At 64.5% G+C, this 16,008-nt stretch carries 16 protein-coding genes, 1 tRNA gene and 1 pseudogene; 11 read left to right on the top strand and 7 right to left on the bottom strand.

Translation table 11 applies throughout. The annotated features are described in order from the left end of the window. Nucleotides 1-24 precede the first annotated feature (24 nt). The 7 genes and pseudogenes from JQ632_RS15625 to JQ632_RS15595 all read left to right on the top strand — a co-directional run bounded on the left by JQ632_RS15625 (nucleotide 25) and on the right by JQ632_RS15595 (nucleotide 7,397). On the top strand, nucleotides 25-741 hold the full coding sequence (locus JQ632_RS15625; protein ID WP_212403441.1) for a prolipoprotein diacylglyceryl transferase family protein: 717 nt from the start codon (nucleotides 25-27) through the stop codon (nucleotides 739-741). Continuing rightward, a pseudogene (locus JQ632_RS40445) lies at nucleotides 722-1,510 on the top strand (radical SAM protein); the annotation flags it as partial. The gene JQ632_RS15625 and the pseudogene JQ632_RS40445, both read left to right, overlap by 20 nt. A gap of 653 nt (nucleotides 1,511-2,163) precedes the next feature. After that, nucleotides 2,164-2,415 carry a hypothetical protein gene (locus JQ632_RS15615; protein ID WP_212403437.1) on the top strand — a complete coding sequence of 84 codons (252 nt, stop codon included), beginning with the start codon at nucleotides 2,164-2,166 and terminating at the stop codon, nucleotides 2,413-2,415. A gap of 6 nt (nucleotides 2,416-2,421) precedes the next feature. Continuing rightward, nucleotides 2,422-2,682, top strand: coding sequence for a hypothetical protein (locus JQ632_RS15610; protein WP_212403435.1), 261 nt, complete (start codon nucleotides 2,422-2,424; stop codon nucleotides 2,680-2,682). 242 nt (nucleotides 2,683-2,924) lie between these two features. Continuing rightward, a complete protein-coding gene (gene typA / locus JQ632_RS15605) occupies nucleotides 2,925-4,751 on the top strand; it encodes a translational GTPase TypA (protein ID WP_212403433.1) in 1,827 nt (608 codons plus the stop codon). Between the two features lie 161 nt (nucleotides 4,752-4,912). Beyond that, a complete protein-coding gene (locus tag JQ632_RS15600) occupies nucleotides 4,913-6,157 on the top strand; it encodes an NAD(P)/FAD-dependent oxidoreductase (RefSeq protein ID WP_212403431.1) in 1,245 nt (414 codons plus the stop codon). A gap of 199 nt (nucleotides 6,158-6,356) precedes the next feature. Beyond that, nucleotides 6,357-7,397, top strand: a complete 1,041-nt coding sequence (locus tag JQ632_RS15595; RefSeq protein ID WP_212403429.1) for an IS110 family transposase — start codon at nucleotides 6,357-6,359, stop codon at nucleotides 7,395-7,397. Nucleotides 7,398-7,713: 316 nt separating this feature from the next. Here the strand turns inward: JQ632_RS15595 and JQ632_RS15590 are convergent, their stop codons facing one another. Genes JQ632_RS15590 through JQ632_RS15575 form a run of 4 tightly spaced genes read right to left on the bottom strand, consistent with a single transcriptional unit; the run spans nucleotide 7,714 to nucleotide 10,817 of the window. Continuing rightward, nucleotides 7,714-8,121 (bottom strand): thiol-disulfide oxidoreductase DCC family protein, encoded by a 408-nt coding sequence (locus JQ632_RS15590; RefSeq protein ID WP_212403427.1) that lies wholly within the window; start codon nucleotides 8,119-8,121, stop codon nucleotides 7,714-7,716. Further along, on the bottom strand, nucleotides 8,121-9,446 hold the full coding sequence (locus JQ632_RS15585) for an SDR family oxidoreductase (protein WP_212403425.1): 1,326 nt from the start codon (nucleotides 9,444-9,446) through the stop codon (nucleotides 8,121-8,123). The genes JQ632_RS15590 and JQ632_RS15585 overlap by 1 nt, the downstream gene beginning before the upstream one ends. Nucleotides 9,447-9,453: 7 nt before the next feature. Then, a complete protein-coding gene (locus tag JQ632_RS15580) occupies nucleotides 9,454-9,921 on the bottom strand; it encodes a DUF2269 domain-containing protein (protein WP_212403423.1) in 468 nt (155 codons plus the stop codon). Next, nucleotides 9,918-10,817 (bottom strand): S9 family peptidase, encoded by a 900-nt coding sequence (locus tag JQ632_RS15575; protein ID WP_212403489.1) that lies wholly within the window; start codon nucleotides 10,815-10,817, stop codon nucleotides 9,918-9,920. The genes JQ632_RS15580 and JQ632_RS15575 overlap by 4 nt, the downstream gene beginning before the upstream one ends. Nucleotides 10,818-11,088: 271 nt before the next feature. Between JQ632_RS15575 and JQ632_RS15570 the strand changes: the two genes are divergently transcribed. The 3 genes from JQ632_RS15570 to JQ632_RS15560 all read left to right on the top strand — a co-directional run bounded on the left by JQ632_RS15570 (nucleotide 11,089) and on the right by JQ632_RS15560 (nucleotide 13,934). Then, nucleotides 11,089-11,598 (top strand): GNAT family N-acetyltransferase, encoded by a 510-nt coding sequence (locus tag JQ632_RS15570; protein WP_212403421.1) that lies wholly within the window; start codon nucleotides 11,089-11,091, stop codon nucleotides 11,596-11,598. A gap of 169 nt (nucleotides 11,599-11,767) precedes the next feature. Continuing rightward, on the top strand, nucleotides 11,768-12,301 hold the full coding sequence (ppa, locus tag JQ632_RS15565; protein ID WP_212403419.1) for an inorganic diphosphatase: 534 nt from the start codon (nucleotides 11,768-11,770) through the stop codon (nucleotides 12,299-12,301). A 151-nt stretch (nucleotides 12,302-12,452) separates the two neighbouring features. After that, complete coding sequence (locus JQ632_RS15560; RefSeq protein ID WP_212403417.1) at nucleotides 12,453-13,934, top strand: M20 family peptidase; 1,482 nt, start codon at nucleotides 12,453-12,455, stop codon at nucleotides 13,932-13,934. A gap of 191 nt (nucleotides 13,935-14,125) precedes the next feature. On the opposite strand, the gene folD is transcribed toward JQ632_RS15560, so the two are convergent. The 3 genes from folD to JQ632_RS15545 are packed head-to-tail and all read right to left on the bottom strand — an operon-like array spanning nucleotide 14,126 to nucleotide 15,668. Next, nucleotides 14,126-15,010 (bottom strand): bifunctional methylenetetrahydrofolate dehydrogenase/methenyltetrahydrofolate cyclohydrolase FolD, encoded by an 885-nt coding sequence (gene folD, locus JQ632_RS15555; protein ID WP_212403415.1) that lies wholly within the window; start codon nucleotides 15,008-15,010, stop codon nucleotides 14,126-14,128. Next, nucleotides 15,007-15,339, bottom strand: a complete 333-nt coding sequence (locus JQ632_RS15550; RefSeq protein WP_212403487.1) for a DUF167 domain-containing protein — start codon at nucleotides 15,337-15,339, stop codon at nucleotides 15,007-15,009. Before JQ632_RS15550 ends, folD begins: the two co-directional genes overlap by 4 nt. 38 nt (nucleotides 15,340-15,377) lie before the next feature. Further along, nucleotides 15,378-15,668 carry a YggT family protein gene (locus JQ632_RS15545; protein ID WP_212403413.1) on the bottom strand — a complete coding sequence of 97 codons (291 nt, stop codon included), beginning with the start codon at nucleotides 15,666-15,668 and terminating at the stop codon, nucleotides 15,378-15,380. 193 nt (nucleotides 15,669-15,861) lie between these two features. Between JQ632_RS15545 and JQ632_RS15540 the strand changes: the two genes are divergently transcribed. After that, a tRNA-Ala gene (locus JQ632_RS15540) sits at nucleotides 15,862-15,937 on the top strand. The last annotated feature ends 71 nt before the right edge of the window (nucleotides 15,938-16,008 follow it).

Below are 16,008 nucleotides of genomic sequence, written 5' to 3'. Positions count from 1 at the left end.
TTGAACTCACGCTAATATCCCCGCATGAGCGGGGCTGGGCTTCACATTGTCTTCGATATCGCGGCATGGCTCGTGGCGGGCGCGGCGGTGTACTGGCTGTCGCGCCGCGGGCTGAAATTTCCCTCGCAATCGTTCGAGCTGCCCTACATCGCCGCGCTGGTGTTCGGCGCGGGCCTCGGCGCCTACCTGTTCGGTTCGTCGAACCTGTGGCTGTCGGGCCAGGCCGGCATCGCGCGCTCGGTCGAGGGGGCGCTGGCGGGCGGCATTGTCGCGATCGAGCTCTACAAATGGTCCGCCGGCATTGCCTTGCGCACCGGTGCGCGGTTCGCGCTGCCGCTGGCGCTGGGCATCGCGATCGGACGGCTCGGCTGCTACTTCGCGGGACTCGATGATTTCACCTACGGCACGCCGACGGCGCTGCCCTGGGGCCATGATTTCGGCGACGGACTAAGCCGTCATCCCGTGCAGCTCTATGAGAGCGGCGCGATGGCGGCCTTCGCGGTCGCTTACGTCCTGGCCGTCTTGAACCGAAACGATTTTGTCATCACTAATGGGTTCTACCTGGCCCTCGTCTATTACGGATCGCAGCGGTTCTTGTGGGAATTCCTCAAGCCCTACGGGGCGCTGATCGGCCCCTTCACGCTGTTTCACCTGCTGTCGCTCTTCATCCTGCTCTATGCCGCCGTCATGCTGGCGACGGCGTCAAAAGTGAGACCCCTGCATGAACGCGCCGCTGCGTAGGGCCCGTCCCTATGTTTTCTGGGGCCAGACCCAGTCGCTCTGCGAGACCTGCCTGAAGCTGGTGCCGGCCAAGATCCAGATTCTCGGCAACGAGGTCTGGTACGAGAAGCGCTGCAAGGAGCACGGCGTGCAGTCGACGTTGATCTCGACCGACGCCGCCTATTGGCGCTTGTGCAAGGATTTCATCAAGCCGGGCGACCGGCCGCTGCAGTTCCAGCAACGCACCGAGTTCGGCTGCCCCTATGATTGCGGCCTGTGCGCCGACCATGAGCAGCATTCCTGCCTGGCGCTGATCGAAATCACCGAGCACTGCAATCTCACCTGCCCGGTCTGCTTTGCGGAATCCTCGCCGGCGCGGACACAATTCACGCCGCTGCCGAAGATCGAGAAAATGCTGGACGCGCTGGTGGCAAGCGAGGGCGAGCCGGATTTGGTGCAGATCTCCGGCGGCGAGCCGACGCTGCATCCGGACTTTTTCGAAATCCTGGACGCAGTGCGCGCGCGACCGATCCGCCACGTCATGATCAACACCAACGGCCTGCGCATCGCCCGCGAAAAGGATTTCGTCGCGCGACTCGCCGAGAACAGGCGGGGACTCGAGGTCTACCTCCAGTTCGATTCGCTGGAGCGGGACGCGCTGATCAATTTGCGCGGTGCGGATCTGCGCAAGATACGCCAGCAGGCGCTGGAAAATCTCGAGCATTACGGCGTGTCGACGACCCTCGTCGCCACCATCAAACGCGGCGTCAACGATCATGAGATCGGCGACATCGTCCGCCACGCATTGACATGGAAATGCGTGCGCGGTGTCACGCTCCAGCCGGTGCAGGACGCAGGCCGCAACGAAGACTTCAACAAGGAGACCGACCGCATCATGCTGTCGGAGATCCGCAAGCGCGTGATCGACACCGGAGTGTTCGGCGACAAGGACATGATCCCGCTGCCCTGCAACCCCGAGAGCATTTCGATCGGCTACGGCCTGCGCAATGGCGACAAGGTGTTGCCGCTGACCTCGCTGATCCCGCAGGAGCAGCTTCTCGCCGTGATGCCCAACACCATCAGTCCGGAGAAATATCCGGTGCTGCGGGAAAAATTCGTCGACCTGTTTTCGCTCTCATCGGGCCCGCTCAACACCTCCGAGCGCGTCTGCGAGCTGTTGTGCTGTCTGCCGACCTTCCAGGTGCCCGAAGGCCTCGGTTACGAGAATGTCTTCCGCGTCACCATCGTGCAGTTTCTCGACCGCTTCAATTTCTGCGTCGGCAACGTCAAGCGATCCTGCATCCATTTCGTGACCGAGAACGGCGCGATCATCCCGTTCGACACCTACAATCTGTTCTACCGCAACGGCGCGATTCACCGCATCCGCGCCGAGCTTGCCGGCCAGACCTATCGCGAGGCGCGACAGAGTGAGGAGATCCAGCGATGAGCGAGCCAAATCCTCCGGCCGCTCCGCCGGTCCCGCCGGCGCGCGGCGGCTGCCTGACGGCGCTCATGGTGATCTGCGGGGTCATCTTGCTGCTCCCGGGCCTCTGCGCGATCGTTTTCGGCGGTATCTCCGTGTCCGAGGGCGGCCGGATCGATGCCGACATCGCGCCGCTGGTCTTCCTGGGTCTGGTCGTGGGCGCCGTCGGGGTCGCGCTGATCTGGGTGGCCATCAAGGGACGGCGGAGCTAGGCAACGATGAGCAACACCGACAGCGCACCCCCACCCGCGGGTCCGCCGCCCGGGCGCAGCGGCTGGCGGACCGCGCTCATGATCGTGGTCGGCGTCATCCTGTTGTTCCCGGGCCTCTGCGCGCTGGCTTTCGGGGCCGGAAGCGGCCGCGATCCGGTGATCACCGTGATCGTCCTGGTCTGTTTGCTGGTGAGCGCCGGGGGAATCTGGCTGATCGCGAAGGCGATTGGCGGCCGGAACGCCAAACGACCCCCGGCCGGCCCCTAAGCCCCGGGAATCCCCGGGCAAAATTCAGTCAACCAACAGCCAAAGAACACATTGTTTTTTGACGGTTTTTGCATATATTGCGCCGCAAACGCGCAGGGTGTGCCCGGTCGATCTGGCCGGGCTTCCTTTTTGGGCGAAGCAGGCCCCGTTTTTCACGTTTTCAGCGTTGTCCGAGAAGAGGTCCCGGTCTGACCGGCGAGATCGCGCTTAACCCATTGTTCGAACGCAAAGAAGCTCTACCCATGAACCTCCGCAACGTCGCCATCATCGCCCACGTCGACCACGGCAAGACGACCCTGGTCGACCGCCTCCTCCAGCAGTCCGGCACGTTCCGCGAGAACCAGAAGGTCGCCGAGCGCGCCATGGACTCCAACGATCTGGAGCGCGAGCGCGGCATCACCATCCTGGCCAAGGCGGCCTCGGTGCAGTGGAAGGACACCCGCATCAACATCGTCGACACCCCCGGCCACGCCGATTTCGGCGGCGAGGTCGAGCGCATCCTCAACATGGTGGACGGCGCCCTGGTGCTGGTCGACGCCGCCGAAGGCCCGCTGCCGCAGACCAAATTCGTGGTCTCCAAGGCGTTGAAGGTCGGCCTGAAGCCGATCGTCGTCATCAACAAGGTGGACCGCCCCGACGCCCGCCCGACCGAAGTCATCAACGAGGTGTTCGACCTGTTCGCGGCACTCGACGCCAGCGAGGAGCAGCTCGACTTCCCCATTCTTTACGGGTCGGCCAAGCAGGGTTGGATGGCCGACAGCCCCGAGGGTCCGAAGGACAAGGGCATGGAGCCGCTGTTCGACCTGATCCTGCGCCACGTCGCGCCACCGAAGGTCGAAGAGGGTCCGTTCCGCATGATCGGCACCATCCTCGAAGCCAATCCCTATCTCGGCCGCATCATCACCGGCCGCATCTCCTCCGGCGTGCTCAAGCCGAACCAGCAGGTGAAGGTGCTCTCCGCCGACGGCAAGCAGATCGAGACGGGACGCATCACAAAGATCCTGGCGTTCCGCGGCATCGAGCGCACGCCGCTGGATGAAGCCGAAGCCGGCGACATCGTCGCCATTGCCGGCCTCACCAAGGGCACCGTTGCCGACACCTTCTGCGACCCTTCCGTCGAGACGCCGCTGCCGGCGCAGCCGATCGATCCGCCGACCGTGTCGATGTCGTTCATCGTCAACAACTCGCCGCTCGCGGGCACCGAGGGCGACAAGGTGACCAGCCGCATGATCCGCGACCGCCTGCTGCGCGAGGCCGAGGGCAATGTCGCGCTGCGCGTCGTGGAGGCTGACGACAAGGATTCGATGGAGGTTTCGGGCCGCGGCGAATTGCAGCTCGCGATCCTGATCGAGACCATGCGCCGCGAGGGCTTCGAGCTCTCGGTGTCGCGTCCCCGCGTCGTGCTCCAGAAGGACGAGGCCACCGGCGCGACGATGGAGCCGATCGAGGAGGTCGTCATCGACGTCGACGAGGAGCACTCCGGCGTCGTCGTGCAGAAGATGAGCGAACGCAAGGCCGAGCTGATCGAGATGAAGCCCTCGGGCGGCAACCGCCTGCGTCTGGTGTTCTACGCGCCGACCCGCGGCCTGATCGGCTACCAGGGCGAGCTTCTCACCGACACCCGCGGCACCGCGATCATGAACCGCCTGTTCCACGGCTATGCGCCGTACAAGGGCGAGATCCAGGGCCGTCGCAACGGCGTGCTGATCTCCAACGAGCAGGGCGAAGCCGTCGCCTACGCCATGTTCAAGCTGGAAGATCGCGGCCCGATGATGATCGAGCCGGGCTGGAAGGTGTATCGCGGCATGATCGTCGGCGAGCACACCCGCGACAACGATCTCGAGATCAACGTGCTGAAGGGCAAGCAGCTCACCAACATCCGCACCACCTCGAAGGACGAAGCGGTGCGCCTGACGCCGCCGATCCGCATGACGCTGGAAAAGGCGCTCGCCTATATCGAGGACGACGAGCTCGTCGAGGTGACGCCGAAATCGATCCGGCTGCGCAAGAAGCACCTCGACCCGAACGAGCGCAAGCGCGCCGAGAAGGCCCGGGAAGCGGTGGCGTAAGCCTACTGGCCAAACCAAATCGTCATGGCCGGGCTTGTCCCGGCCATCCACGTCTTCGATACTGGGTGGGAACTACGTGGATGCCCGGGACGTAGGCGAGCGGAAGCGACGCCGTCCTTCAGACGGCTATGCCCGGGCATGACGATGAAATAGACGGCGCAATGTCCCTCCCCTCCTCCGTCGACGTCGCGATCATTGGCGCGGGCGCGGCCGGCCTCGGCGCGGCGCATGCGCTGAATGGCTCCGGCCTTTCCGTGGTCGTGCTAGAGGCGCGCGACCGGCTCGGCGGGCGCGCCTGGACGGTGCAAGCCTCGCCTGAGGTGACGTTCGACGTCGGCTGCGGCTGGCTGCACTCGGCCGAGCAAAATTCCTTTGCAGCGATCGCAGGAGAGCTCGGCTTCGAGCTCAACAAGCGCCTGCCGCCCTGGCGCGAGCGCGCCTATGGCAACGCCTTTCCGCAAAGCGAGCGCGACGATTTTATGCGCGCGCTCGATGAGTTTTACGATCGCCTCAGCGACGCCGCCGCGAGCGGCAAGGATCGGCCGGCCGCCACCTGCCTCGCACCCGGCAATCGCTGGAACCCGATGATCGATGCGATCTCGACCTATGTGAACGGCTGCGAGCTCGACGAGGTCTCGATCCTCGACTGGGAAGCCTATGAGGACACCAACACCAATTGGCGCGTGCGCCGCGGCTATGGCACGCTGATCGCAGCCTATGGCGCGCCCTGCCCCGTGGCGTTCAACTGCAACGTCACGCTGATCGATCATTCCGGCAAGCGCGTGCGCATCGAGAGCTCGCTGGGCGCGCTGACCGCGGACAAGATCATCGTCACCGTGCCGACCAACCTGATCGCCGACGAAGCGATCCGCTTCTCGCCGGCGCTGCCCGCCAAGGTCGATGCGGCGCGCGGCCTGCCGCTCGGCGCCGACGACAAGGTGACGCTGGCGCTTGCAGATGCAGACGTCTTTCCCAAGGAAGCCAATTTGCGCGGCGCCACCATGCGCACCAAAATGGGCACCTATCATATCCGCCCGTTCGGCCAACCCTGCATCGAGGGCTTTTTCGGCGGCACGTTTGCGCGCGAGCTGGAAAATGCCGGCGACGGCGCCATTGCCGCGCACAGCATCGACGAGATCGCCGGCTTCCTCGGCAACGACATTCGCCGCAAGCTAAAACCGTTGCGCGAATCGCGTTGGACGCTCGACCCCTTCGCGCGCGGCTCCTACTCGCACGCCCTGCCCGGCCATTCCGGCGACCGCGCTGTGCTGGCGCAGCCGGTGGATGGACGGCTGTTTTTCGCAGGAGAAGCGACCTCGCCGAACTTTTTCTCGACGGCGCATGGGGCAAGGGATTCAGGCGAGCGCGCGGCGAGGGAAGTGCTGGCGGCGTTGGCAAGGCGCTAGACCATCCCCAATGTCGTCCCGGCGAAGGCCGGGACCCACCGCGTGATCTATCCGTTAACTTCAGTGTTCGTACCGCGCATTGAAGCTTTAACTCCCAGTCTTCGCCAAACTGCTCCCTGGGGTTGATGGTGTGGACGGCCCCCTACGGCATCAGTGTGCCAGAATGAGGTTGTCTAGATCTCATACATGGGAGCCGTCCGTGAACCAGATTATCCGCATTGGGATGGATACGTCGAAGTATATTTTTGTGCTGCATGGGGTTGATGCGGCGGAGCAACCGGTCTTGCGCAAGAAGCTGTCGCGCAAGCAGGTGCTGGAGTTCTTCGCCAAATTGCCGCCGACCGTGATCGGGATGGAGGCCTGCGGAGCTTCGCAACATTGGGCGCGAGAGCTTCGCAAGCTCGGTCACGAGGTGAAGCTGATGGCACCGCAATTGGTGAAGCCCTACGTGATGCGGAACAAGAATGACTACCGGGATGCGGAAGGGCTGTGTGAGGCGATGAGCCGGCCGAGCATGCGCTTTGTGCCGGTGAAGAGCGCCGAACAGCAGGCTGCGTTGATGCTGACGGGCGGGCGCGATGGATTGATCGCCCGGCGCACCCAGTTGACCAATACGATCCGCGGCCATGCGGCGGAATATGGCCTGATCGCGCCGAAGGGACGGGAGGCGATCGAACCGCTGCTGGCGCAGATCGCGCAGGACAAGACGCTTCCCACTCTGGCGCGTGAGCTGTTTGTCGTGCTGGGCCGGGAGCTCGTCAGGCTCGAGGGCGAGTTGGAGACGGTTGAGGCCAAGCTGATGGCCTGGCACCGCGGCGATGCCATGGGCCGGCGCTTGGCGCAGATCCCTTCGGTCGGTCCGATCATTGCGACGATGCTGGTGATGAAGACGCCTGATCCGCGGGCGTTCCGCTCCGGCCGTCACTTTGCGGCCTGGCTCGGCCTCACGCCTAAGGACCATTCCACCGCAGGCAAGACCAGGCTCGGCAAGATTACCCGGGCGGGCGATGAGGACCTACGCCGTCTGCTGGTCGTCGGGGCCACGGCGGTGATCCAGCAGGCCAGGCGGGGCCGTGGTCAACACTCGCGCTGGCTGCTGGCCCTGATCGCGCGCAAGCCGCCGAAGCTTGCGGCCGTGGCTCTCGCCAACAAGGTGGCCCGCATCGCATGGAAGCTGATGGCGACGGGCGAGAGTTATGACGCCGCACGATTGAATGCCGCTGCGGCAGTCGCCGCCTAACAGATTGGCCGGCCGGCGGGCCCACTCGCCGGACGTCCCGGAGCTGCAAGAGCAGATGGAGCGATCGATCGAGCAACGATGCGAGACAATCCGTGGGACCCATTGGCCGTCAACAGGTCGCCGGGTTGTTTGGAACTCGCATCGCGCAAACCATCTTGGCCAGCGGTCTACCCGATCGCGCTCAACAGGCCGGACATATGGATGCAAGCGACCCGATCTCATTAAACAGCTCTTGTGCCACGGGGGCCGTCCACATATGGGTCCCGGCTTTCGCCGGGACGACAGGTAGTTGGTGTCGCCAGTCTCGCGCTGACAGCTACTCAATCACTCGCGCCCGCAAATCCGCATCCGGCACGAAGCACGCATCGTACTTCCCGAAAATGCGGTAGCGGTTGCGGGCGACGAGATTGTAGACGGCGTTGCGCAGCGGTTTTGGCACGGCGAACAGCACGCGCACCCAGCTCCAGCCGGGTAGTTGCGACAGCACCGTCAATGCCGCGTCTGACTTCAGAAATACCTTGCTGCCGTGGATCACCGCATTGGTGTCGGGATCATCAGGGTCGATCCCAAAAGTCCGCGCGAGCCGTGTGCCGTAGCCCGACTGGATCGGCGTGAAGCGAAACCGCCGCGCAGTGTCGCGCTTGGCGACGAAGCGAACCCAGCGGGAGCAGAAGATGCAGACGCCGTCGAAGAGGATCACGTCATCGTCGGGCCACTGACTCATCAGCGGTTGTCCAACATGAGAAGCGCCACCAACATCAGCACGATCGCAGGCCCGGTCTTCACGAGCGCACCGAGCGGCTCGATCCAGAGGTCCGGTGTCAGGATCGCTGCGCCGGCCATGTAGCCGAGCGAGGCGACGATCCCGGCAACGAGCCCGATCGCGCAGGTGCGGCGAAATGCAATCAAGACACCGATACTCATGTCCATCAGGCTGGTGCCGATCGTAATCGGGTCGACCAGACCAGGTGGAAAGCCGTGTGCGGTCAAAATGCCGGCGGCGGCGCGGTAGGAAACGAACAGCGCGATGAAGCCGGAGACGAGCCAGAACGCCACCAGACTCGCGATGATCAGCGCCTTCACCAGGAACAGCCGGGCGAACCATTTGTCCTGAACGGTCGCGGGATGCCGGCCGATCGTCTCCGCCAGCGTCTTCGGTGTGATGCCGGTCGCGGCGACCCAGGCCGCGGGATCGCCGGTCACGCCGCGGCGCAGCTCGGTAATCGCGGTGGAGCGCATCGGCGGCATCCAGCCGAGGCGATTGGCGAAATCGCCGAGCCTTGCACCGCAATCGAGCAGGAAGGCAGGCATTGCGACATGCGGCCAGCCGGCGGTGCCGAAGGCGAAGCGGAACTGCTTGATGACGCCGGCCATGGTGATCGGCTGTGGCTGCATCAGATCCCACGTCACGGCCGTCACGGATGCGTCGTCGACGTCGCGTGCGGCGAGCCACGCGATCGTGGCGGCGATGTCTTCAACCGCGACGGGCTGGAACGGCGTCGCCATTTCCTTCTCCGGTAGATCGAGCGGAAAGGCGGCGAGCGCACGCAGCATGGCGCTGCCGCCATAGGCTGATGGCGCCACCACGAAGCCGGGCCGCAGGATGGCATGGGGAATGCCGGATGCTGCGATCAGGCGCTCGGCCTCGCGCTTGGTCGTCGCGAAAGCGGTACGGTCATCGTTGGCCGCACCGGGAATCGAGATGCGCACCAACCGGATCGCGCGGCCGCTGTCGCCGATCGCCTGCACCAGGCGCGCGACGAAATCCCGATGCACGGCATTCGTGTCGCTGCCGGGACCATCCTGGAGCACACCGAGGCAGTTCACGACCATTTCGACCGCGTGCTCGCGCAATAGGCGCGTCAGCGCCGCCGCATCCAGCGACAGGATCGACAATTCGAGATCGAGCGCGCTCATCTTCTGCGCCGGCGACAGGGACCGGGCGACGCCGATCACGCGAAATCCCCGCGCTCGCAGATCATCGGTGACGAAGCGGCCGATCAGGCCGGACGCGCCGAGCAGGAGAATATTTTGCGAAACCTCGCCCATCACTCCCTCAGAACGGCTTTGCGATCATCAGCCACAGGATCAGCATCGTCGCCCCAAAGCCGGGGAAGCCGAATATGAACCAGCGGCGGAACAACACGAAATAGCGCGGCGGAAGCGGCTCGCGCATCTCCGCCGCCTTGCGCGCGAGGTCGCGCATCTCGATCTGCATGAAGACCACGGGCACCCAGAACAGGCCTGCCACGATATAGAGTGCGAGCGAGGCCGTCAGCCAGCGCTCCGCGATCGATGTCGCCGACAGCATCATCAAGACGCCACCTGTGACGGGCTGGAGGATCACGGCCGACAGCGTGAACAGCGCATCCGCTATAACCACGACCGATGCGGTGCGGGCGATGAACTCGACGTTGCGGCTGCGATGCGCCATCAGCATGAAGAAGGCGATGCCACTTCCGGTGCCGAGAATGACGATGGCACCGAGCACATGCAGATATTTGACCAGGAAATACAGCATCATGGTTTTCTGGCCGCCACCGGCGGCGAAGTTTTCAGAGCCCGGTCAAGCTCGGCGCTGACCGCTTTGACGCCGGCCTCGGTCTCGATCATCCAGTGCCCCTCGCCGCCAACAGCCGGCAGCGCGCGGAAATCGACCTTGTCGCCGCCGCTACGAAACGCGTCCGCCAGTTGCCGCGAGAATGCCGGCGCGAAATAGGTGTCATTGGCGGCCACGAGCCAGGTCACCGGAATGCGCGCCGCCTTGCCGAATTCGGCCGCGGCCGCCGTGAGCGTATGCGGCGCGCAGATGCGGTTCGGAAAGTCGTTGGCGTGTCCGCCGCGCCCCGCTGCAAAGACCACGATGGCCGACAGCGCCTTCGGGTCCTGCTTGGCGAGCGCAAGCGCGCCCCACCCTCCGGCGGAATGGCCGAGCACGACCGCGCCGTCCTCGCGGACAAAGCTCTGGCCGCGCAAGAATTCCAGCGCGAGCGAGACCTGCTCGGCGGTGGCGCGGCCGGAGCTGGCATAGTCGGCCTCGTCGCAGCCGCCCTGATCCTCGGCGTAGCGGCCGCCGGTCGCGCCATGGCCGAGCCGCTCCGGCACCAGCACGGCAAAGCCGCGCGCGACCAGGAACGCGGCGAGCGCCTGGTATTCGGGCTGCGGCATTTGCACGCGACGCAGGACGTTCTGCGTCGTGGCATGGGCGATCAAAGCCAGGCGGAACGGCCCGTCGCCGGGCGGCCGAAACAGCAGACCCCGCGCAGGATGGTCCGCGTCTGAAGACGGCAGGCGCCATTGTTGCTTTCGATAGGGCTCGTCCTCGCCGCCGAGCGGCCCGAGCCCGTTTTGCGCCCGCGTTGGCGCGCTTGCGAACGCGGCAAGCACGAGGATGGCGACGACGACCTTGAAGCAGCGCATGAAATGCCGGGGCGGGATGCAGAGATCGCGGGCAGAGTAGCGGGCGCGAATCAACTTGGCCGCTGTTTTCTGCATGGGCTCACCAGCGCTTGAAACCATCGCCGCCGCGGCAGTTTTGCACTGGCACGTCACAGTCCCGTGCCATCAAATGCGGCGTCCTGTCCTCTTTCGGTACAACTTAGTTGAAATACTGATGCAGAAAATCCACACGTTAACCGATAATTAACGATAGCCCTTGCCGCCGGCGCGGCGACTTGGTTTGATCCTGTCCATGAGCACAACCCTGATCGAGGTCCGGCCGGCCAAGCCTGCAGATGCAACTGCGGTGGCGTCGACCCATGACGAGGCCTGGCGCTCCGCATATCAGGGCATCATCCCCGGCGCCGAACTGGAAAAGCTGATCAACCGCCGCGGTCCGCAGTGGTGGGATAGCGCGATCCGCAAGGGTAGCCGTGTCAGCGTGCTGGTGTTCGGAGACAAGATCGCCGGTTACGCCAATTACGGCCGCAACCGTGCCCGCAGCCTGCATTTTGACGGTGAGATCTACGAGCTCTATCTGCGCCCGGAATTCCAGGGCCTGGGTTTTGGCCGCCGCCTGTTCGCCGCGGCCCGCCGCGACCTGATGCAGAGCAACCTCAAGAGCATGGTGGTCTGGGCGCTGTCCGACAACGATCCGGCCACCGAGTTCTACCGGGCACTGGGCGGCCGCATGGTGGCGCGCTCCTCGGAGCGATTCGGGCCGAAGTCGCTCGACAAGGTTGCCTTCGCCTGGACCAACTGAGTTCGGGAAGCTCTATCCTTCCGTTGATACCGTTGCGCTTTTTCGCGTAGGCCGGAAGCTGAGTTCATTATTTCGCGAAAGTTGGGTGGATAGCTGCTCCAAGCCCGCGTATGACAGGGCCAAATCGCTGCCGGGCGATTGAACGACCTCGGCATTAACGGAGCTTTCCATGCGTATTGACGCGGTCTCGATCGGGACCAAACCGCCACATGAAGTCAACGTCATCATCGAAGTGCCGGTGGGCGGCGAGCCGATCAAATATGAAATGGACAAGGAGGCCGGCACGCTGGTGGTTGACCGCTTCCTCTATACGCCGATGCGCTACCCCGGCAATTACGGCTTCATTCCGCACACGCTGTCCGACGACGGCGACCCCTGCGACGTCCTCATCGTCAACACCCGCGCCATCATCCCCGGCGCCGTCATGAGCGTGCGCCCGGTCGGCGTGCTGTTCATGGAAGACGAGGCCGGCGGCGACGAGAAGATTCTTGCGGTGCCGTCCTCGAAGCTGACGCAGCGCTACGACAAGGTGAAGTCGTACTCCGACCTGCCCGACATCACGCTGCAGCAGATCCAGCACTTCTTCGAGCACTACAAGGACCTCGAGCCGGGCAAGTGGGTGAAAATCCTGCGCTGGGGCGGTCCGGAAGACGCGCACAAGCTGATCACCGAAGGCATCGAGCGCGCGAAAAAGAAGAAGTGACGACGTAGTCGTCATTGCGCAGTTGCGCAATGGGGGCGGCTCGAAGAGCCGAACTATGGTGCGCAATTGCGCACCTGAGAATCTCGAGATTCCGGGTTCGCCCTACGGGCGCCCCGGAATGACAGGGCAGTTTGGGCACGCGAACACTTTCATGCGCCGGCTTCTCAAAATCATCCGCAACGTCGCTCTGCTGATCGTCGCTGGAATCGTAATTCTCGCCGGTGTGCTCGCCTACAACGTCGTGACCCGCGGCTCGCGGCAGATCCAGGTCGCCGCCATTCCGCGCGCGCCCGTCGACACGCAGGGCGCGGCGAAACGGCTGTCGGAGGCGATCCGCTTCCAGACCATCTCAAATTTCCTCAATCCGGAGCAGAACGCCGAGGCGCTGCGCGCCCTGGAGGCGCATATCATTGCGAGCTTGCCGGCCTTCCACGCTGCTGCCAAGCGCGAGGTGATCGGCGGTCACAGCCTGCTCTACATCTGGGAAGGATCTGATCCGAAGGCGCAGCCGATTGCGCTGCTCGCGCACCAGGACGTCGTGCCGATCGCGCCCGGCACCGAGAAGGACTGGCAGCAAAGGCCGTTCGATGGCGCCATCGCCGACGGCTACATCTGGGGCCGCGGCTCCTGGGACGACAAGGGCAACCTCTATTCGATACTCGAAGCGGCCGAGCAGATGGCGAAGGAGGGCTTTCGCCCGAAGCGCACCATCTACTTCGCCTTCGGCCATGACGAGGAAGTGGCGGGCACCCGCGGCGCCAAGCCGATCGCGGCAGCGCTCGCCGCGCGCGGGGTGCGCTTCGACTTCGTGCTCGACGAAGGCCTGTTGATCGCCGATGGCGTCATGAAAGGCCTCGACAAGCCGGCGGCGCTGATCGGCCTGTCGGAAAAGGGCTATGCCACGCTGGTGCTGACCGCGCATTCGACGCCCGGCCATTCCTCGATGCCGCCGCGCGAGACCGCGATCGGCATGATGAGCGCGGCGCTGGCACGGCTCGAGGACAACCGCCTGCCGATGCATGTTCGCGGCACGGTCGCCGAGATGTTCGACACGCTGGCGCCGGAGATGAGCGGGTTCAACCGCGTGGTGCTGTCGAACCTCTGGCTGTTCAAGCCGCTCTTGCTACGCGAATTCGCGAAGAGCGGCCCCAGCGAAGCGATGGTCCGCACCACCACGGCGCTGACGATCTTCAATGCCGGCGACAAGGACAACGTGCTGCCCGGCATTGCGGAGGCCACCGTTAATTTCCGTCTGCTGCCCGGCGACACCCAGGACAGCGTTACCGATCACGTCCGCACCACGATCCAGAACGAAAAGATCTCGATCGCACCGTTCCCCGGCAATACCAACCCGCCACCAGTCACGGGCACGGCGGGCAAGTCCTATCAGGCGCTGAACAAAACCATTCGCGAGGTCTTTCCCGACGTCGTCGTCGCACCCGGCCTGATGGTGGCGGCAACCGATTCGCGTCACTATGCCGATATCACCGACAACATCTTCCGCTTCTCGCCGGTGCGCGCCAACTCGGAAGACCTCAAGCGCTTTCACGGCACCAATGAGCGGCTGAGCATCGAAGGCTATGCCGACATGATCCGGTTCTACCGGCGGCTGATCGAGAATACGGCGGGGTGAGCTCTTCTCCCTCGCCCCGCTTGCGGGGAGAGGCGTAGGCGGCCTTCGGCCGCCGTTCTCAGAAAAGAACGCCGATGCGAAGCATCGGCTATGGTAAGGGGGAGCCTCCGCAAGGGCGGTGAGAGTTGGATTCGCGGAGAGTCCGCCTCCCCCGCAAGCGGGGCGAGGCGAGGAAAGTCCGGCGCGCTTGGCTACACCCCCGGCTTCGGCAGGCCCGCGATCGCGCAGGCGGCGCGCAGCGTGTTCACCAAGAGGCAGGCGACCGTCATCTGACCGACGCCGCCGGGGACCGGCGTGATCGCGCCGGCGACACCTAGCGCTTCCTGATAGGCGACGTCGCCGACGAGCTTTGTCTTGCCGTCGTCCCTGGGGATGCGGTTGATGCCGACATCGATCACGGTCGCGCCCGGCTTCAGCCAGTCGCCGCGGACCATCTCCGGCTTGCCGACGGCGGCGTAGACGAGATCGGCTTGTTTCACCAGGCCCGGCAGATTGCGCGAGCGCGAATGCGCGATCGTCACCGTCGCGTTCTCGTTGAGCAGCAACTGCACCAGCGGACGGCCGACCAGATTGGAGCGGCCGATGACGATGGCATTCATGCCTTCGAGCGAGGCATGCACGCTCTTGGTCAGGATGATGCAGCCGAGCGGCGTGCACGGCGACAGCGCCTGAAAGCCCCCGGCGAGCCGGCCGGCATTGTTCGGATGCAGGCCGTCGACGTCCTTGGCGGGATCGATCGCATTGATGACGGCTTCGGTGTTGAGGCCCTTCGGCAGCGGCAACTGCACGAGGATGCCGTGCACGGCAGGATCGCGGTTGAGCTTTGTGACCAGCGCCAGCAAATCTGCCTGCGAGACATCGGCCGGCAGCTTGTGCTCGAACGAGGCCATGCCGGCGGCCTGGGTCTGGGTATGCTTGGAGCGGACATAGACCTCGCTGGCCGGATCATTGCCGACCAGGACGACCGCAAGCCCGGGCACCAAATTGTGCTCGCGCTTGACGCGGGCGGCCTCGTCGGCGACGCGCGCGCGCAGCTCCGCGGCAATGACTTTCCCATCGATGATCTTGGCCGTCATTTCGATTCCCTTGGTTCGGACGACGCGAGCCGGCGCAGGGCATCGCCCAGGCGCACGGGATCGCCGTCGACCGCGATCTGCTTCAACCGCGACGTGGCCCCGGACAGAAGCCGCACGCTGGCCTTGGGGACACCGAGCGACTTCGCCAAAAGTCCCAAAACGGCGCGATTGGCCTCGCCGCCATCGGCAATAGCCCGCACCCGCACCTTGAGCACGCTGCGACCGTCGGCCAGTTGCTCGATCCCGTCGATGTCGTCACGGCCGCCGCGCGGCGTCACCCGCAGCGCGATGCTGACGCCTGTCGCCGAATAGCGCCAAGGCTCTTTCAACGTCACGGCTCCGTCGACAGAAGGCTCCGATGACCGGCCTAAATCACGTTCGGGTAGATGTAGTACATGATCACCCGTTCGATGAACATGATGATCAGGATCAGGATGATCGGCGAGATGTCGATGCCGCCGAGACTGGGCAGGAAGTTGCGAATCGGCGCCAGAACCGGCTCGGTAATGCGGTAAAGGAATTCCGCGACCGCCGAGACGAACTGATTACGGGTGTTCACAACGTTGAACGCGATCAGCCAGGACAGGATCGCCGAGGCGATCAACAGCCAGACGTAGAGGTCGAGCACAATAATGACGATGTCGAGAACGGCACGCATGGCGGTCAAACTCTGTCTGGCTTCGGGGGCGGGGTAGTGGACTTTTGCTAGATATCGGTTCCCCCCGGCCCAAACAAGGGAAGTTCCGGCGCCCGTAGGGCTAAAACCGCGTTACCGCCGTCCTTGACTTGACCTTGGCGGCGACTTAAATGGCGGCCGATTGTTGGCCGCGTTCCACCAGAGCGGCCACGACGGGGCCATAGCTCAGCTGGGAGAGCGCGTCGTTCGCAATGACGAGGTCGGCGGTTCGATCCCGCCTGGCTCCACCACGCTTCGCCCTTCGGGCTACGCGTGGCGCAGCCACGAGGAGCCAGAAGGGCGAAGCGTGGTGTCCGGCGTA

Origin of the sequence: Bradyrhizobium liaoningense, from assembly GCF_018130955.1 — a bacterium.
Lineage (GTDB): Bacteria > Pseudomonadota > Alphaproteobacteria > Rhizobiales > Xanthobacteraceae > Bradyrhizobium > Bradyrhizobium liaoningense_C.
Note: the sequence above shows the minus strand (reverse complement) of the source record. Positions and strands in the feature narration are given on the sequence as shown.